The organism is Pacificoceanicola niger, assembly GCF_048553275.1.
Lineage (GTDB): Bacteria > Pseudomonadota > Alphaproteobacteria > Rhodobacterales > Rhodobacteraceae > Pacificoceanicola.
This window is the reverse complement of record NZ_JBLZMW010000003.1, coordinates 115,519-133,386: the sequence shown is the minus strand read 5'-3', so window position 1 is coordinate 133,386 and position 17,868 is coordinate 115,519. Positions and strand designations below refer to the sequence as shown.

Here is a 17,868-nt window from a genome sequence, read left to right as displayed (position 1 = left end):
CCTGACAGCACGTCGATAAAGGCGTAAGCTGGCGTCATGTCGATTTGGACCCGTATAACGAAGGCCATTGCCTCCCTTGCAACCGGCGAGGGACTGGCTTCCGTTTTTGAAAAGCTGCGCACGCCGCCCGAGCGGACGGTGGGCTTTACCATTGCGGTGATTGCGCTCTCGGCCAAGATGGCCAAGGCCGACGGTCTGGTGACACGCGACGAAGTCAGCGCCTTCCGCGAGGTCTTTGCCATTGCGCCGGAGGATGAGGCCGGGGCGGCGCGAGTGTTCAACCTTGCGCGGCAGGACGTGGCCGGCTTCGAGGAATACGCGACGCGCATCCGCCGTCTGTTCGATCAGGAGGCCAAAGCGCTGGTCGATCTGATGGAGGGGTTGTTTCATATTGCCATGGCGGATGGCTCCTATCATCCAAAAGAGGACGATTTCCTTCGGCGGGTGGCAGCGATCTTCGGCATTGCCGAGCCGCAATTCGAGGACCTGCGCGCGCGGTTCGTGCCGGATGCCAAATGCAGCCCTTACCGGGTGCTGGGCGTCGCGCCAGACACGCCGATCTCCGAGATTCGCAAGACCTATCGACAATTGGTTCGCGACAGCCACCCCGACGTGATGATCGCGCGCGGCGTTCCCGAAGAGGCGGTGCAACTGTCGCAGCGGCGGCTGGCGGATATCAACCGCGCGTGGGAAGAAATCTCGGCCCGCGAGACGGCCTGATCCGGTCGTGCGGATCGCCACCTACAACATCGAATGGTTCGACTCGCTGTTTGACAACAAGGGGCGGCTTCTGGCCGATGGCGGCTGGTCGGTGCGCTATGATGTGACCCGGAAACAGCAGGCGGAGGCGATCGCCATCGTGCTGACGGCGCTCGACGCTGATGCGGTTATGGTGATCGAGGCGCCGGACACCTCGCGCAGGCGCAGCACCACGCGGGCGCTGAGCCATTTTGCCGAGGCCTTCGATCTGCGGACCACGGCCGTGGTGACGGGTTTCGCCAATGACACCCAGCAGGAAATCGCGCTGCTCTATGATCCTGCGGTGATGAGCGTGCGCCATGATCCGGCGGGCGGGCCGGACAGTGCTCCACCGCGCTTTGACGGGGCGTTCGATATTGATCTCGATATCGACGCGACGCTGGATCACGTGACGTTTTCCAAGCCGCCACTGGAGTTGACTGTTGCGCTGCAAAGCGGGCGGCGGCTGCGGATGATCGGGGCACATCTGAAGTCCAAGGCGCCGCATGGTGCGCAGGGGCATGACGCGGTGATGCGGATGTCGATTGCCAACCGGCGCAAACAACTGGCTCAGGCGATCTGGCTGCGGCAGCGGATCGAGGCGCATCTGGCGATGGGGGATGATCTGATCGTGATGGGCGATCTGAACGACGGGCCGGGGCTGGACGAATACGAGAACCTGTTTGGCCGCAGCTCTGTGGAGATCATTCTTGGCGATGGAGATGACGATGGCGGTCCTCGTCTGTTCGACCCGCATGCGGAACAGGCGCTGATCAGCCGGATCAGCGCGCAGCCGACCACCGCGCGGTTCTTTCTGACTGCAGAGAAACGCTACCTGCAGGCGTTGCTGGATTACGTAATGATCTCTGTGCGGCTGCGGGAACATGATCCGCGCTGGCGGATCTGGCATCCGTTCGACGATCCGGTCTGCTGGCGCACGCCAGAGCTGCGCGAGGCGTTGTTGACCGCGTCGGACCATTTCCCGGTGAGCGTCGATCTGGATCTCTGACGCCGGGGGAGGGCCGCGTCCGGGCCTTGGGAAAGGCCCGGACGGAGCGGCAGCGCTTGGTGTCCTTATCTGAACAGGCTCAGGAGCTGTTGCGGGGCCGAATTGGCGATGGACAGGGCTTGCACGGCAAGCTGTTGCTGAACCTGCAGCGCCTGAAGCCGGGCAGAGGTGTCCTCCATGTCGGCGTCTTCAAGTTGGCCGAGGCCGCTCTTCAGCACATCGGTCAGTTTGCCGACAAAGGTGGATTGGGTGTCGATCCGCCCCTGATCAGAGCCGAAAGCAGCGGCGGTGTCGATGGAATAGGACAGCAGCCCTTCGATCTGGACCAGGGCGGTGTTTGCGCCGTCCGAGGTGGTCACGTTGATCTCCGTCAACGCCTCCAGCCCGCCGCCGATCGTGTTGCCCGCGTCGGCGGTTAACGAGCTGACGTTGGCGATGATACTGTCGCCGGCGGTGGTTACGTTCGATGAGACAACGAGAGACTGACCCGAGGCCCGTACGTCGAAGACATCTTTATCGAGCTTGTTTTTGGCGGCGTAGTTGTCCCATTCGGCCTTGAGCGCCCGCGCCACGTCCCCGGCGGTGTCGCCATCGCGGGCGACATAGCTGATGTCGCTCGCCGCCATCTCCGTCTGCGTCTGGTCGGCCAGCGCGTTGGTGCGGTAATCGGCCTGGGGGAAGGAACTGTCGTTCGCATCCGTGCCGAAGATCGACAGGGAAAAGGCCGCTCCGGCGGTGACGTCGAGGCCGCTGAGATCCAGCGTGGCCTCTTGTGTGGTGTCGAGCGTGCCGGTGGCCGCTGTGGCGTCAAAGGTGCCGCCGGTGGCGGCGATGGCGGATGTCGACGTGCCGAGATCGCGGCGCCGGAAGGACAGGTCCGAGCTGTCCACGCCGTCGTTGGTTCGGTCGATGGAGGCGAGCACGCTGATCTGGCCGGAGCCTGCGTCGGTGCCCCGGTTCTGGAGCAGGTTCTGCCCGTTGAAGGCGGCCGACGAAACGATGCCGTCGATCTGTTCGCGCAGGGCGGCGATGTTGGTCTGGATCTTGTCGCGGTCGACGTTGCCTTCCTGGGCCGCGACGATCTTGCCTTTGATATCGGTCAGCAGCTCGGTGATCGTCTCGGCACCCTGCCGGGCGACGGCCATAGTGGATTGCCCCAGCGCGAGGCTGGAGGAGACGTTCCGGAAGCCTTCGATGTCGGCCCGCATGGTTTTTGAAATGGACCAGACCGCCGCGTTGTCAGTGGAGTCGGCCACGCGCTTGCCGGTGGAGATCTGGTTTTGTGTGGTTGCGATCTGCGAATTGATATTTCGCAAGGTCGCGAGGGCCGTGGTGGCCCCGTCGTTGGTCAAAATACTCGACATATTGCTCGCCTTTTCAAGGATCAAGGCGCTTCTACGCCAAAGACGCCGCTTGCCCGGCGTCTGTGCATCCTTTCGACGCTGCAAGCCGGTTCTGAACGGTCTGCGCCACTTGGTTTTCGTGCGATTGGTAGGATGGACCGGGCCTCTTAATCCCGGCCTTTGACACCGCGGCAGCAGGGGGGCCATTTTAAGGCATCGTTTAGATTTCGGGCTTAACCGGAAACAACGGGCCCATTAGGGCCCGAATGTTTCAATCATCCGCGTGCGTGAGCTTCGGAACGTCCGCGGCCCCGGCAGAGCCGCGCCCGGAGAGCGACGGGTATTCCATGAAGAATCGGTGGCAGCTGAAGGCAAAGGTGCCCTCGGGCACCACGTCGCGCACGAAGTGGCCATCCGGCCCCATGATCCAGCTTTGCGCCGTGTCGGCGAGGTTGGCGGCCATGATCTGGCTGACGATCTGTGCCTTGACCGTCGGGTTGTGGATTTCGACACCGGTTTCGACGCGGCGGTTGAGGTTCCGGCCCATCCAGTCGGCCGAGCTGATAAAGACGCGGGCCTTCTTGTGCGGCAGCCCATGGCCGTTGCCGAAGCAGGCAATGCGCGAATGTTCGAGAAAGCGCCCGATGATGGATTTGACCCGGATGTTCTCGGACAGCCCCTTAACACCCGGGCGCAGGCCGCAGATTCCGCGAATGACACAGTCGATTTTCACCCCGGCCTGGCTGGCCCGGTAGAGTGCGTCGATCATGTCGGGTTCGATCAGCGAGTTCATCTTGAGCCAGATCTGCGCCGGTTTGCCGGCCTTGGCGTGCTCGATCTCCGCGTTGATCATCTCGATCATGCCGGACTTCAGCGTGTGCGGCGAGAAATGCAGGTTCTCCAGCCCGGCCGGCATGGCATAGCCGCTGAGGTAATTGAACAGCTTGGCCGCATCGCGCCCGAGCGGGCCATCACAGGTGAAGAACGACAGGTCGGTGTAGATCTTGGCGGTGATCGGGTGGTAGTTTCCGGTGCCCCAATGGGTATAGGTCACCAAACGGTCCCCCTCGCGGCGGACGACCTGGCTGATCTTGGCGTGGGTCTTCCAGCCGAGGAAGCCATAGACCACATGCGCCCCGGCGCGTTCAAGGCGGCGCGACTGGCGAATGTTGGCGGCCTCGTCAAAGCGGGCCTTGAGCTCGACCAGCGCGGTGACGGATTTGCCGTCCTCGGCGGCGGCACAGAGCGCCTCGACGATGGGCGATTTGCGCGAGGTGCGATAGAGCGTCTGCTTGATCGCCACCACATCGGGATCGGCCGCCGCCTGATTGAGAAAGCGCACCACCATGTCGAAGGTTTCGTAGGGGTGGTGCAGCAGCATGTCTTTCTGCGCGATGGCGTCGAACATGTGGCCGTCGTGGTCCTGCACACGCTCCGGCACCCGCGGGGTGAAGGTGGGCCAGAGCAGGTCGGGCCGCTCATCGAGCACCAGCTCCTTGAGGTCCGCAGAACCGATGATGCCGTCAAGTTCGATCACTTCGCTGTCGTCCACGTGCAGCTCGCGCATCACGATTGTGCGCAGCGCCACGGGGGCATTCACGGATGTGGTCAGGCGCACCACTTCGCCGCGGCGGCGTCGCTTGAGCGCCACTTCGAATTCGCGCACGAGGTCCTCGGCCTCTTCCTCGACTTCGAGATCGCTGTCGCGCAGCACGCGGAAGCCGAAGTGATCCTTGACGTGATAGCCGGGAAACAGGCTGTCGATGTGCAGCAGCAGCACGTCTTCGAGCAGGATGAAGCGGAACTGGCCATCCTCTGCGGGCAGCGGCATGAAGCGGTCGATCTGGGCCGGGATCGGCAGCAGGGCCTGCAGCGGGCGCTTGTCCTTGGCCCGTTCGAGCTGCAGCGCAAGGCAGTAGCCCATGTTTGCGATGAAGGGGAAGGGGTGTGCCGGGTCGATGGCCAGCGGCGACAGAACCGGGAATACCTGTTCAAGAAAGGCCGTGCCAAGGGATTTGCGATCCGCCTCGGTCAGGTCGCTGCGGGAGACGATGCTGATGCCTTCGGCTTCCATCTCCTTGCGCAGGGTGCCGAGCATTTTCTGTTGCGAGGCCATCAGCTTGCGCGCGTCCTCGTCGATCAGGACAAGCTGTTCAGCAGGGGTCAGCCCGTCATCGGCGGGGGTGGCGTTGCCCGCATGGGCCAACTCGCGCAGCCCGGCAACGCGCACGGTGTAGAATTCATCGAGGTTGTTCGCCGAGATCGACAGGAACCGCAGGCGTTCCAGAAGCGGCACACGCGGATTGCCCGCCTCTTCGAGCACACGCCAGTTGAAGCCCAGCCAGCTGAGTTCGCGATTGTAGAACCGTCCCGGACCGGTGAGGTCAAGCTCGGGCATGTCCTGGGCGGGCGGCAGGGGGGCTTTCAGAAAATCGGCTTTTGTCATGCTGGGCTTATCCGAACGGCTTGAAACAATTTTATGACGCTTCGTCGTCGTTTGGCAAAAGTTTCGGTGAGAACAGCCTGTCGAAGACGTTGGACGCCAGCGGACGGTTCACACCCTTGGGCCGCCCCAGCGCTTCGCGGTCGAGGATTTCGACCATCAGCTGCGCGGCGGTGTAGCTGCGCGGGATGCGGCGGGCGAGATAGGGGATGACGTCGCCTGCCGGCACGATCTGCCGGTCCGCAAACAGTTTGGCGATCACGGCTGAGAGCAGATCATCGTCGGGTTCCGAGAGCTGGGCGCCCTGCGCCCCCTCGGCACGGCTTTGCAGGTCGGGCAGGGTCAGCCCCCATTGCGCGGGCGGGGTCCGCGCGGTCATCAACAGCGTGTGCCCCTGCGCCAGCACGAGGTTGTGCAGGTGAAAGAGGGCTTCTTCGGCGGCGCGGTTGCCGGCGATGATCTCGATATCCTCGACACAGACCGGCCCGTCGGCAAGTTGCGCGATGTCCGCCTGCGCCAGAGCTTCGGAGGGCAGGATCAGCCCACCGGTCATCCGCGCCCAGACATGGGCAAGGTGGGTCTTGCCAGAGCCCGGCGGGCCGGACAGGACGAACTTGCCCGAGGGCCAGAGTTCCCAGCCCTCGATCTGTGCCACGGCGAGCGCATTGGAGGCGGTGACGTAAAAGTCGGACCGCCCCAGTGCCGCGCGGGTCGGCAGGGGAAGGGCAAGTTGCTTGCGTTCGCTCATGTGTCGTTTTGTCCGCTGATGCCGAGATAGAGGCGGCTGGTCTTGTATTGGTGCGTGGCAAAGCGCATCAGCACGCCGATGGCGGCGGCCAGCGGCACTGCGACCAGCATCCCGACGAAGCCGAACAGCGAGCCGAAGACCGACAGCGCCAGCAACAGCCAGACCGGATGCAGCCCGACCGACTGGCCGACCATGCGCGGCGTCAGGATGTTGCCTTCGATGAACTGTCCGGACTGGAAGATCGCCCAGACCACGACGATCCAGGTCCAGTCGCCCCAGAACTGAAAGAGCGCGAGGCCGATGGCCAGCGCCCCGCCGACAATCGCGCCGACGTAGGGAATGAAGGTCAGCAGCCCGGCGATGACACCCACCACCAGCCCGAACTGCAGCCCGACGAGCCAGAGCGCAAAGGCGTAGTAGACGCCGAGAATGATGCAGACCGACCCCATGCCGCGCACGAACCCGGCGAGCACCTTGTCGACGTCGCGGGCCAGGGTGCGCACGGTGTTGCGGTGATCGAGCGGCACCAGTTCATCGACACGGGCAACCATGCGATCCCAGTCGAGCAGCAGATAGACCGCCACAACCGGCACGATCACGAAGAGAACGGCGAGGTTGAGCAGCGAGGCGGCGCTGCTCAGCGCGGTGTTCAGCAGCTCGCCGCCCTTGGACTGTATCGTCTCGCCAATGGTGGCCAGCGTCTTGCGCACCGGGCTGTCCTCGACGATCAGGCTGGGGAAATGCTCGGTCAGGAAGGCCTGGAGATCCCGAAACAGGCGTGGCGCGAAGTCGAAGAGCTGAATCGCCTGCTGGACCAGCGTCGGGATGACCGCCAGCGCGAGGATGACAAAGACGATCAGCGCGACGACCGTGATGATCGCCGTGGCGGCGCCGCGGGAAAAGCCTCCGCGCTCCAGCCGGTCAGCCACTGGATCGAGGAAATAGGCGATCGCCCCGCCAAGTACGAAGGGCAGCAGCACATCGCCGAGGAACCACAGCACGATGGCCAGGACCGCCGTGGCGAGTCCCCAATATTTGAACTGTTCCCGTACCGGCAGGGCCATGACTGCTCCGTTTTGTTCCTGGTCATTACATCGCCCGCTTGCGGGGCGGTTTCAAGCATGAAGCGTACCGGAGGGTCAGGGGAAGCGCCGGAAAGCCCAAACGAAATGCGCTCCCGGACAAGTTGTGGCTCGCTGCAGTCAGGAACGGTTTGACATGGCGCGGCGGGTCATTACCCTCTCGCAGCGGGCGCTCTTGAAGCCTGAGACCGTTTTTCCCTGAAAAGTTGTTGACCCAGCCATGATCCGACCGTTGCTTGCCGCCCTGAGCCTGCTCCTCCTGTTGACCACGCCGCTTCTTGCGCAGGACGCCCCCGCCGCCGAGGCGGAGAGCATGGACGAGGAGGTGGTGGACACCAATCAGACCGTTTCTGTCGAGGGTGGCGTGCGCGACGATCAGATCGAGCGCCGCCTTAGCAATATCATCGAATCCTCGGGCTGGTATTCGGATGTTGCGGTGCACGTGGAGGACGGCATCGTGTTTCTCGATGGCACCACCGACAGCGTGAAGCGTCAGGAATGGGTGCGCGATCTGGCGGCCAAGACAGATGGCGTGGTCGCCGTCGTCAACCGCATTCGCCTGAACCAGAAAGTGAAATTCACGCTGTCCCCGGCCATGTCGGAGCTGCGCGCGCTGCGCGATCAGGCGGTGGCGGCGGCGCCCTCGGTGGTGGTGGCCGTGCTGATTTTGCCGCTGGCCTTCTTTTTGGCGAGCGTGGTGGCGCGGATCGCTGCATGGGGATTGAAAGACCGGATCAAGACGCCGATCCTGCGCGACATCACGGTGCGGATGATCGCGCTGCCGGTGTTCCTGATCGGGCTCTATATCGTGCTGCAGGTGGCCGGGCTGACGCAGCTTGCCGTGTCGCTGATCGGCGGGGCCGGGATAGTCGGGATCGTGATCGGCTTTGCCTTCCGGGACATTGCGGAGAATTTCCTCGCCTCGCTGCTGCTGTCGCTGCGCCAACCCTTCCGGCGCGGCGATTTCGTGGACGTTGCCGGCTATCAGGGCGTGGTGCATTCGATGAACACGCGTTCGACCGTGCTGGTCTCGCCGGAGGGCAACCACATCCAGATCCCCAATGCGTCGGTGTTCAAGTCGACCATCGAAAACTACACCGCCAGCGCCTCGCGCCGGGGCAGTTTCCAGGTGGGGATCGGCTATGACGGCGCGATTTCAGAGGCGCAGGACATCATCCTTGCCGTTCTGATGGAGCATGAGGCGGTGAGCCGCGATCCCGAACCGATGGTTCTTGCGGATGGGCTTGGCGATTCCACGGTGACCATCACCGTCTACTACTGGTTCGACGGCACGCGGTTCTCACCCCTGAAACTGCGCTCGGCGCTGATCCGCCGGGTGAAGAAGTCGCTGATGGAAGCGGGTGTGTCGATGCCGGACCCGGCACGCGAGATCATCTTTCCCGAAGGGCTGCCCTGGCCGGTGGATGCGTCGGTGTCGGCCGGAACGCCGCCCCGCGTCGCACCGGTGCACGAAACGGTGCCCGAGGCGGAGACCAGCCACGCGGAGGACGACCTGTCGAACGAAGTGGAGGGCCTCGAAGATCAGATGGCCACGGCGGTGGAAGGTCCCAAGGAAGACGACCTGCTGAAAGGATGACGACCTGCTGAAAGGATGACGACCTGCTGAAAGGATGACGACCTGCTGAAAGAATAGCATGTTTCGGCCCGCTTCGCGGCCCGACCGGCGCCCCGGTGGGGCGCATTGGGGCGTTGCCCCAAACCCCAAGGTATTTGGGGACCAAAGAGGAGGCGGTGCGCTGGGAGACTGGCTGTTGCCGGAGGCGAGGCTTGCGACGGAAAATCCCCGGGGGCAGGCAAACCAATGGCTTGGGCTTGGCTGCGGCAGACGATAAGGGAGAGGCAAGGAGGAGCCGACCATGCCATTGAACCCCGCCGATGCCGATTTTGTCGCGCGCTTGTCGCAGGATCTGCCCGAGGGCACGGTCTGTGCCGCCGAGGCGCGCTACCGCGAGGACCCTCGCGGGCGCTGGCCCAGTGTGGCGAGCCATGTCGCCCTGCCGCGCAGTCCCGAAGAGGTCGCGGCAATTGTCCGGGCCTGCGCCGAGGCGAAAGTCGGGGTGGTTCCCTACAGCGGCGGCACCGGACTTGTCGGCGGGCAGGTGCCGCGCGAGGGGGCGGCGCCGCTTCTGCTTTCTGTCGAACGGATGAACCAGGTGCGGGCGGTCTACCGTGCGGAAGACGTCATGGTGGTTGAGGCGGGATGTGTGCTCGCCGATGTGCAGGTGGCGGTCGAAGAGGCGGGGCGGTTGTTCCCGCTGTCGCTTGCCTCCGAAGGCTCGGCGCAGATCGGCGGGCTGCTTTCGACCAATGCGGGCGGCGTCAACGTGTTGCGGTATGGGAACGCGCGCGAGCTGGTGCTCGGGCTGGAGGCGGTGCTGCCGGACGGGCAGATCTGGCATGGGTTGAAGCGGCTGCGCAAGGACAACACCGGATATGACCTGCGGCACCTGCTGATGGGGGCTGAGGGCACGCTTGGCATTATCACGGCGGCGAGCCTGAAACTCTATCCGCGCCCGGCGGAGACCGGCACGGCGCTGCTGACCGTGCCCGGGCCGGAAGCGGCGCTCAATCTGCTGTCGCTGGCACGGGAGCGGATCGGCGACGGGATCAGCGCGTTTGAATTGATGTCGAAGACCGGCTTTGACTTTCTGCGCGAAGCGCTGCCCGATATTCGCCAGCCCTGGCCAGAGGCGCCGGAGTGGTGCGTTCTGATCGAATTGGGCCTGTCCGGCAGGCAGGGCGCGTCGGCGGCGCTGGAGGATCTGTTCGAAGCGGGCTTCGAGGCCGGGCTCCTGAGCGATGGTGTGATCGCCCAATCGCTGCAGCAAAGCCAGGATTTCTGGAACCTGCGTGAACATATCCCGGAGGCGAACAAGCGCATCGGCGCGGTGGCAAGCCATGACATTTCCCTGCCTCTGAGCGAGATTCCGGCCTTCATCCCCGAGGCCGTCGCGGCTTTGAACGGGATCGGCGATTGGCGGATCAACTGTTTTGGCCACCTTGGTGACGGCAACCTGCACTTCAACGTCTTTCCGCCCAAAGGTGTGTCCAAGGCCGAGCTGAAAGAACGCGGCGCCGAGGTGACAGCGCTGGTGCATGATCTGACCCATGCGCGCGGCGGCTCTGTCAGTGCCGAGCATGGGATCGGGCGGCACAAGGTCGCCGACCTGGAGAAATACGGCGACCCGGCCAAGCTGCACGCGATGCGCGCAATCAAGGGGGCACTGGACCCGCAGGGCATCATGAACCCCGGTGCCGTGCTGCGCGCGCGGGGCTGAAAGCCCCGCTCAGCGATAGCGTGCGACGAAGGCAGACAGCACGCCCGCCGGCCATATAACGTCGGCGGCGCGGCACATCTCTATGAGATCGCTGGCGGTTTCCGGGGGGAAATAGCCCTTGTGCTTGTAAATGTTGATTCGTGTCTCGAAGCCCGCCGCGTCAGCCTCCGGATGGAATTGCGTGGCATAGACGTTTCGTCCATGGCGGATCATCTGGAAGGGGCAGGCGTCGGAGCGCAGCAGATGGGCTGTGCCCTCGGGCAGCGCCTGCAGCGCTTCCTTATGGCCGACGAAGGCGTCGAAACGGTCGGGCAGGTTGCTTAAGAGCGGGTCCGCCGCGCCGTCCTCTGTCTTGATGCAGGTGGAGGGGCCGACGGCCTCGCCATAGCGCGCCTTGCTGACGTCCGCGCCCAGATGATGGCCAAGGATGCCAATGCCATAGCAGCAGCCCATGAAGGGGATGTCGGCCTCGGTGATCGCGGGCATGAGCGACAGGCAGGCACGCTCGATCCGCGCCTCCACGGGGCTTTTGTCTTCCGGTTTGTCCGATACGCAGCCCGGTCCGCCGCCGACGATCACCCCGGCATAGTCCTGCGGATCGAGGCCCTCCGGCAAATCCTCGCAATCGAGCCGGATGCGATGACAGTCCGCATCGCGCAGCCCGCCCTTGTCGAGAAAGGCGTGGTATTCTTCGTCGCTGGCCTCCGGTTCGGGGCGCAGCTGCAGGATGAGAAAGCGTGCCATGGTACCCGATTACGGGGGCGGCGCGCGATTGCCAAGAGGATCACGCGCCGTGCCCTTGGCAAAGGGGGGGCGCATGACCTATACGAGCACAGATTTTTCGACACCTTGAAGAGGCGTACACCATGGCCGGCCACAGTAAATGGGCAAACATCCAGCACCGCAAGGGCCGTCAGGACAAACTGCGGGCCAAACTTTTCTCCAAATTCTCCAAGGAGATCACCATCGCAGCCAAGATGGGTGATCCCGATCCGGACAAGAACCCGCGCCTGCGCCTTGCGGTAAAGGAAGCGCGGTCGCAGTCCATGCCCAAAGATAATATCGAGCGCGCGATCAAGAAAGCCATGGGCGGCGAAGGCGAGGATTACGAAGAAATCCGCTATGAGGGCTATGGCCCGAACGGCGTGGCGGTGATCGTCGAGGCGATGACCGACAACCGCAACCGGACCGCCTCCAACGTGCGCTCCACCTTTACCAAGAACGGCGGCAACCTTGGAGAGACCGGCAGCGTCGGTTTCATGTTCGAACGCAAGGGAGAGATCATTTATCCTGCGTCCGTGGGCGACGCGGATACCGTCATGATGGCCGCGATCGAGGCCGGTGCGGAGGATGTCGAGTCGTCGGAAGAGGGCCACGTGGTTTACTGTGCCGACACCGATCTCAATGACGTCTCGACGGCGCTGGAGGCGGAGCTTGGCGAAAGCGAGAGCACCAAGCTGATCTGGAAGCCGACCACCACGACGGAGCTGGACCTCGATGGTCTGCAGGGGCTGATGAAGCTGGTGGACGCTCTGGAAGACGACGACGACGTGCAGCGCGTGACAACCAACTTCGAAGCCTCAGACGAGGTGATGGAGCAGTTCGACGCCGCCTGAGGCGCGTTGAGGGTCTTGTTTGCGCCCGGGGGGAGACCTCCGGGCGTTTTGCTTTCCGATGGTCCCGGCGCGATTGTTGTGGTGCATCGGTATTCGTGGATTGCCGTGCCCGGTCTTTGCCAGTCATGTTCAGAGGTCATGCGCCGCCCGCGATTGAAGTGATCGGGGGGAGAGGCATGGCAGGCCGTCTTGGTGGCTCGTTCGGGACGTAATTGCCTGATCCGCGCGCCCGGATGACTGCACCGGCTGCGCGGAACGCGTTTCGGACCCGGCTGGCTTCGTCTTGCCACTCTTGAGGCCGATCTGATCCGGTCATTGGCCGGGCAAGTCAGGGATTGCCGCCGCCGTTGGCCGCCGCGTAAAACCCTGTCATGCTTTGGCGTGCGCTTCTCCTATTGTCCCTGACGATCGGCCTGTCGGTCCTCGCGACCTGGTATTTCGGCAACGAGGTGCTGATCGCGCTTGGTCTGATCCTCGTTAAGCTCAAAGTGTTGACCAAGAAGCTCTGGCTGATCGAGTGGCCGGTCCTGATCATGTGGCTCAAGACGCAGGGCGGCGCGTTCTTCAAGGTCGAGCTGATCAAGAAATACCTGATGACGGTGGTGGTGCCGCTGGCGCTGGGCAAACGGTTCTTCCGTCAGATGAAGGCCTGGCTCTCGGGATACCTTGACGGGGTGCAGGCGCGGCAGGCGGCGATGATGGCCTGGTTCAACGGGCTGAGCGGCGTTGAGCGGGCCTTGGCCTGGGCGATCATCCTGTTCGGCACGCTTGCGCTTTCGGTTGGCGGGCTTGGCCTATGGCTGATCCTGTTCTCGGTCAAACTGCCGCTCTGGGCGGTCTCGGCGGCGATCTCGCTGGGCAAGATGCTCTGGACCTCGGTGCAGAAAACGGTGTTCAAGGCACTGGCGTTTCTGCAATTGGGATGGCTGTGGCTCGGGCTGCAGCGTTTGTTGCCGAACCGCGTGCTGGCGTGGAAAAGACGCTGGGATTACCGCGTCGCCCGCGCGGTGGTGCGGCGTCGGCGCCTCACGGTCCGGCAATTGCACGAACGCAAGGACCGGCTGCCCTTTCGCATGGGCGTGCTGCTGGAATATCTGTTCCGGGTGGGGCCGGGAGAAAGGAACGAGCCATGACGGCAGCTCTGGCCGGTTTTGCCCTCGGGCTGAGCCTGATCCTCGCCATCGGCGCGCAAAACGCCTTTGTCCTGCGTCAGGGGTTGCGGCGGGTGCATGTGTTCCCGGTGGTGCTGGTGTGCGCGATTTCGGATGCGGTGCTGATCGCGGGTGGCGTGGCCGGGTTTGGCGTGCTGGTGGAGGCGATCCCGGGGCTGGAATGGGCCATGCGTCTGTTCGGCGCGGCTTTCCTGATTTGGTACGGCGCTCGGACATTGCGCTCGGCGTGGCGCGGCGGTGAGGTGCTGACGGCCGGCAAGGAAGCGGGCAGCCTGCGGGGCGCCGTGCTGACCTGTCTCGCGCTGACCTGGCTGAACCCGCATGTCTATCTCGATACCGTGGTGCTGCTCGGGGCGGTTTCCGCGCAATATCACGACCGTTTGGCCTTTGCCCTCGGCGCCATGTCCGCATCCTTTGTGTTTTTCTTTTCGCTGGGTTACGGGGCGCGGCTTCTGGCGCCGCTTTTTGCCAGACCGGGCGCGTGGCGCATCCTCGACCTGATCATCGGCCTGACCATGTGGGCGATCGCGGCAAAACTGCTGCTGGTCTGATCCGGGGCAAAGGGGCGCGGCTCCGCCCTGCATCTGTGCCGCGCGCAGGTTCGGCTCAGGGCACGGCGCTGCGTAGGGCGGGGCTGTTGCCCCGCACCCTCTTGCCCTCAGCGTCAAACCGGCTAAGCCTGTCTGCATGAACAATGAATTGGCGCAGCGGCCCGGGGTCGGCATTTTCTGGATGGTGGTGACGGGGCTGTGCTTCGTGGCCGTGACGGCCTTGGTCAAGGCGCTCGGCGGGCGGGTTCCGGCGGCGGAATCGGCTTTCCTGCGGTATCTTCTGGGGCTCGTTTTCCTGATTCCCATGTGGCCCGCGCTGCGCCGCGCACCGATGACGCCGCGCCTGTGGAAGCTCTTTGGCCTGCGCGGCGTTGTGCATTCCGTCGGCGTCGCCATGTGGTTTTACGCCATGACCCGGATTCCGATCGCGGAAGTCACCGCGCTCAACTATCTCAACCCGGTCTATGTCACGATCCTTGCAGTGTTTTTCCTCGGTGAGACTCTCGCACTCCGGCGTATCCTGGCGATCTGCGCGGCGCTTGCCGGGGCGGTTCTGATCCTGCGTCCGGGCTTTCGTGAACTGGACCCTGGTCATATCGCCATGCTCGGCACCGCGTTTGCGTTTTCGATTTCCTACCTGCTCGCCAAGATTTTTTCGAGCGAGGTGAACGCGGCGGTGGTCGTCAGCATGCTCTCTGTCACCGTCACGATCGGCCTTGCGCCTCTGGCTTGGACGGTCTGGGTCTGGCCAACATGGTGGGATCTGGGGATCCTCTTTTGCGTTGCCTGCTTTGCCACGGCAGGGCATTACACCATGACGCTGGCCTTCGCCGCCGCGCCGGTAACGGTGACGCAGCCGATCACCTTCCTGCAGCTTGTCTGGTCCGTGGCCATCGGCGCGTTGTTCTTTGGTGAGCCGGCTGACCCCTGGGTGATCGCGGGCGGCGCTGTGATCCTGTCGGCGGTGGTGTTCATCACATGGCGCGAAGCGGTTCTGAAACGGCGTGTGACGCCCTCGCTGTTCGAAACAAAGCATTGAACGGATTATTGCGCCTGTCGCGCGCTTGTTCAGTGTAACCCCATCGAAGACATGACGGTTTCCCATCAGGGCCGCACCGCGTGACTGGCGGTTCGGCGTGGAAAATCGTGCCTTCTCGCTGCGATTGTCGCCATATCTTCAAAAGTCCGCATCTCAGGCCAGTTCCTGCCCCATTCTTTAAACAGTGTGTAACGCAAGCCCGCTACCATGAAGGAGTTCCATGAGATGTTTGCGGAGAACAAAATGACCGAAGACATGCACGAGATCGAAGCCTTCCTGCTCAGCGAGCGTGAGAAGGTTCTGTCCGAAGCCGAATGGCGATTCCGGATGCGCGGCTATGGCTACAACCTGCGCCGCACCGACAGCGGGATCGAGGTAGCACGGCTGCCGCAAAATACGCTGATCGGCACCATTCAGGGCTGATCGCCCGGATCGGGACGCGCTTGCCCGGCGACGCATAGCACCGAAGCCAGCAACAGGTTGGACTGCGGCGACCATCGCACTGCGATTTGGCGCAACACCCGGTCCGCAGGGGTCTGGCGGTTGCCAGGCCACCATGGTCAGCCTCGACCGGGCTGATGACATCTTCACGGCCTTCTTCATTCGCTTCCCACGGCCTGCGACAGCGCCGACCGCCTTGGGGTTGGCGGCCCTTGGCTTGTGCCGTCTGCGGCGCAATGGGTTCGGGGTACGGTTTTTATTGACTGATCAGTCAAAAACCTTCACCAAGGGCACATGCCCAAGATCGGACAAGAACCCCTTCGCCGCGCAGCGCTCGTGGCCGCCACAGTCGAGGAAATCGGCGCGGCCGGCACGCTTGACGTAACCGTCGGCCAGATTGCCAAGCGCGCCGGCATGTCCAGCGCGCTGGCCCATCATTATTTTGGTGGCAAGGCGCAGATTTTCCTCGCCGCCATGCGTCATATTCTGAATGAATACGCGATGGAGGTGCGCACTGCGCTGAAGGCCGCCCCGCCAGATCAGCGACTGGAAGCAATCGTACAGGCGAATTTTGCCGAGAGCTGCTTCCGTCCGGTGGCCATCGCCGCGTGGCTGAATTTCTACGTTCTCGCACAGAGCGACAAGGAGGCCGCGCGGCTTCTGCGCATCTATCAGTCTCGACTCCGCTCCAACCTCGTTCATGCGCTGCATGGACGCTGCGCGGCGCCACATGAGGTGGCCGAGAGCCTGTCGGCGATGATCGACGGCGTGTACCTGCGCGCGGCCCTGGTCGGGCAGGGGGTCGAGGGCGCCGCCGACCGTGTTCTGTGCGCCGCTCGCGCAATGATGGAGACCCCTGCATGAATCCCAATATCCTCATAATCATGGTTGATCAGCTGAACGGTACGCTGTTCCCCGATGGGCCTGCAGACTGGCTTCATGCCCCAAATCTCAAGGCGCTGGCGGCGCGCTCGACGCGGTTCCGCAATGCCTATACCGCCTCGCCCCTCTGCGCGCCAGGACGGGCGAGCTTCATGTCCGGGCAACTGCCGAGCATGAGCCGGGTGTATGACAACGCCGCCGAATTTGCCTCTGACATCCCGACCTATGCGCACCACCTGCGCCGCGCGGGATACTACACTTGTTTGTCGGGCAAGATGCATTTCGTCGGCCCCGATCAGATGCACGGATTCGAGGATCGCCTGACCACGGACATCTATCCGGCGGACTTCGGCTGGACGCCGGATTACCGCAAGCCGGGCGAGCGCATAGATTGGTGGTATCACAACATGGGCTCGGTCACCGGGGCGGGCGTGGCCGAGATTACCAACCAGATGGAATACGACGACGAGGTCGCGCATTTCGCCAAAATGAAGCTGTATGACCTCGCGCGCGCTCAGGACGAGCGGCCGTGGTGCCTGACGGCAAGTTTCACGCATCCGCATGATCCCTATGTGGCGCGCAGGAAATACTGGGACCTCTACGAGGATTGCGCCCATCTCGACCCGCCGGTTCCCGCGATGGACTACGCCGATCACGATCCGCATTCGCAGCGCATCTTCGACGCGAACGACTGGCGCAGCTTCGAGATTTCGCACGAGGACATCCGTCGGTCGCGACGCGCCTATTTCGCCAACATCAGCTATCTCGATGACAAGATCGGCACGCTGTTGCAGGTGCTTGAGGACACGCGGCAGGAGGCCATCGTGCTCTTTGTCAGCGATCACGGCGACATGCTCGGCGAGCGCGGCTTGTGGTTCAAGATGAGCTTTTTCGAAGGCTCCGCGCGGGTCCCGATGATGGTTGCGGTGCCGGGTGGCAAGGGTGGCCTTGTGACCGATCCGGTGAGCAATATCGACGTCTGTCCGACGCTCTGCGATCTTGCGGGTGTGGACATGTCGGAGGTCATGCCGTGGACGGCGGGCGAGAGCCTTGTGCCGCTGATGGCGGGCAATGCGCGCGAGACGCCGGTGGCGATGGAATATGCCGCAGAGGCCTCTTATGCGCCGATGGTCTGCCTGCGCGAGGGGCGGTGGAAATACACCCGCTGTTCGCTTGATCCCGAGCAGCTTTTCGATCTGGAGGCGGACCCGCACGAGCTGACCAAGCTGGCGAGGGATGCGGCCCACGCGGATGTGCTGGCCGCGTTCAGGACAAAGGCAGAGAGCCGTTGGGATCTCGACCGCTTCGACGCGGATGTCCGGCAAAGCCAGGCGCGGCGCTGGGTGGTGTACGAGGCGCTGCGCGAGGGCGGCTATTACCCATGGGATTATCAGCCCCTGCAGAAGGCCTCGGAGCGCTACATGCGCAATCACATGGATCTGAACACCGTTGAAGAGCGCCAGCGCTTTCCGCGCGGCGAATGACAGGACCGGGTGTGGCCGTTG

16 protein-coding genes are annotated in these 17,868 nt (G+C 63.6%); 11 read left to right on the top strand and 5 right to left on the bottom strand.

Annotated elements, in window-relative coordinates; translation table 11 throughout:
* Nucleotides 1-36: 36 nt before the first annotated feature.
* Nucleotides 37-720 (top strand): TerB family tellurite resistance protein, encoded by a 684-nt coding sequence (locus ACN2XU_RS05420; protein ID WP_419409393.1) that lies wholly within the window; start codon nt 37-39, stop codon nt 718-720.
* A 7-nt stretch (nt 721-727) separates the two neighbouring features.
* A complete protein-coding gene (locus ACN2XU_RS05415; protein WP_419409392.1) occupies nt 728-1,747 on the top strand; it encodes an endonuclease/exonuclease/phosphatase family protein in 1,020 nt (339 codons plus the stop codon).
* A gap of 65 nt (nt 1,748-1,812) precedes the next feature.
* On the opposite strand, the gene ACN2XU_RS05410 is transcribed toward ACN2XU_RS05415, so the two are convergent.
* The 4 genes from ACN2XU_RS05410 to ACN2XU_RS05395 all read right to left on the bottom strand — a co-directional run bounded on the left by ACN2XU_RS05410 (nt 1,813) and on the right by ACN2XU_RS05395 (nt 7,345).
* Nucleotides 1,813-3,111 carry a flagellin N-terminal helical domain-containing protein gene (locus tag ACN2XU_RS05410; RefSeq protein ID WP_419409391.1) on the bottom strand — a complete coding sequence of 433 codons (1,299 nt, stop codon included), beginning with the start codon at nt 3,109-3,111 and terminating at the stop codon, nt 1,813-1,815.
* A 250-nt stretch (nt 3,112-3,361) separates the two neighbouring features.
* A complete protein-coding gene (locus ACN2XU_RS05405; RefSeq protein WP_419409390.1) occupies nt 3,362-5,536 on the bottom strand; it encodes an RNA degradosome polyphosphate kinase in 2,175 nt (724 codons plus the stop codon).
* A gap of 31 nt (nt 5,537-5,567) precedes the next feature.
* Nucleotides 5,568-6,281: a P-loop NTPase family protein gene (locus tag ACN2XU_RS05400; protein WP_419409389.1), complete on the bottom strand. Its 714-nt coding sequence runs from the start codon at nt 6,279-6,281 to the stop codon at nt 5,568-5,570.
* Entirely contained in the window at nt 6,278-7,345 is a 1,068-nt protein-coding gene (locus ACN2XU_RS05395; RefSeq protein ID WP_419409388.1) for an AI-2E family transporter, read from the bottom strand. The genes ACN2XU_RS05400 and ACN2XU_RS05395 overlap by 4 nt, the downstream gene beginning before the upstream one ends.
* A 238-nt stretch (nt 7,346-7,583) precedes the next feature.
* On the opposite strand from ACN2XU_RS05395, the gene ACN2XU_RS05390 reads away from it, so the two are divergent.
* Together ACN2XU_RS05390 and ACN2XU_RS05385 are read left to right on the top strand one after the other, a co-directional pair.
* Complete coding sequence (locus tag ACN2XU_RS05390) at nt 7,584-8,960, top strand: mechanosensitive ion channel domain-containing protein (RefSeq protein WP_419409387.1); 1,377 nt, start codon at nt 7,584-7,586, stop codon at nt 8,958-8,960.
* A gap of 280 nt (nt 8,961-9,240) precedes the next feature.
* Nucleotides 9,241-10,662 carry an FAD-binding oxidoreductase gene (locus ACN2XU_RS05385; RefSeq protein WP_419409386.1) on the top strand — a complete coding sequence of 474 codons (1,422 nt, stop codon included), beginning with the start codon at nt 9,241-9,243 and terminating at the stop codon, nt 10,660-10,662.
* Nucleotides 10,663-10,671: 9 nt separating this feature from the next.
* On the opposite strand, the gene ACN2XU_RS05380 is transcribed toward ACN2XU_RS05385, so the two are convergent.
* Nucleotides 10,672-11,406, bottom strand: a complete 735-nt coding sequence (locus ACN2XU_RS05380) for a glutamine amidotransferase (RefSeq protein WP_419409385.1) — start codon at nt 11,404-11,406, stop codon at nt 10,672-10,674.
* 122 nt (nt 11,407-11,528) lie between these two features.
* Between ACN2XU_RS05380 and ACN2XU_RS05375 the strand changes: the two genes are divergently transcribed.
* The 7 genes from ACN2XU_RS05375 (at nt 11,529) to betC (ending at nt 17,847) form a co-directional block, all read left to right on the top strand.
* Nucleotides 11,529-12,278: a YebC/PmpR family DNA-binding transcriptional regulator gene (locus ACN2XU_RS05375; protein ID WP_419409384.1), complete on the top strand. Its 750-nt coding sequence runs from the start codon at nt 11,529-11,531 to the stop codon at nt 12,276-12,278.
* Between the two features lie 371 nt (nt 12,279-12,649).
* Nucleotides 12,650-13,411 (top strand): hypothetical protein, encoded by a 762-nt coding sequence (locus tag ACN2XU_RS05370; RefSeq protein ID WP_419409383.1) that lies wholly within the window; start codon nt 12,650-12,652, stop codon nt 13,409-13,411.
* Nucleotides 13,408-14,001, top strand: a complete 594-nt coding sequence (locus ACN2XU_RS05365; RefSeq protein ID WP_419409382.1) for a LysE/ArgO family amino acid transporter — start codon at nt 13,408-13,410, stop codon at nt 13,999-14,001. The genes ACN2XU_RS05370 and ACN2XU_RS05365 overlap by 4 nt, the downstream gene beginning before the upstream one ends.
* A gap of 136 nt (nt 14,002-14,137) precedes the next feature.
* A complete protein-coding gene (locus ACN2XU_RS05360) occupies nt 14,138-15,040 on the top strand; it encodes a DMT family transporter (protein ID WP_419409381.1) in 903 nt (300 codons plus the stop codon).
* Between the two features lie 243 nt (nt 15,041-15,283).
* Complete coding sequence (locus ACN2XU_RS05355; protein WP_419409380.1) at nt 15,284-15,463, top strand: hypothetical protein; 180 nt, start codon at nt 15,284-15,286, stop codon at nt 15,461-15,463.
* A gap of 312 nt (nt 15,464-15,775) precedes the next feature.
* Nucleotides 15,776-16,345 (top strand): choline-binding transcriptional repressor BetI, encoded by a 570-nt coding sequence (gene betI, locus ACN2XU_RS05350; protein ID WP_419409379.1) that lies wholly within the window; start codon nt 15,776-15,778, stop codon nt 16,343-16,345.
* Nucleotides 16,342-17,847 (top strand): choline-sulfatase, encoded by a 1,506-nt coding sequence (gene betC, locus ACN2XU_RS05345; RefSeq protein ID WP_419409378.1) that lies wholly within the window; start codon nt 16,342-16,344, stop codon nt 17,845-17,847. Before betI ends, betC begins: the two co-directional genes overlap by 4 nt.
* Nucleotides 17,848-17,868: the final 21 nt, after the last annotated feature.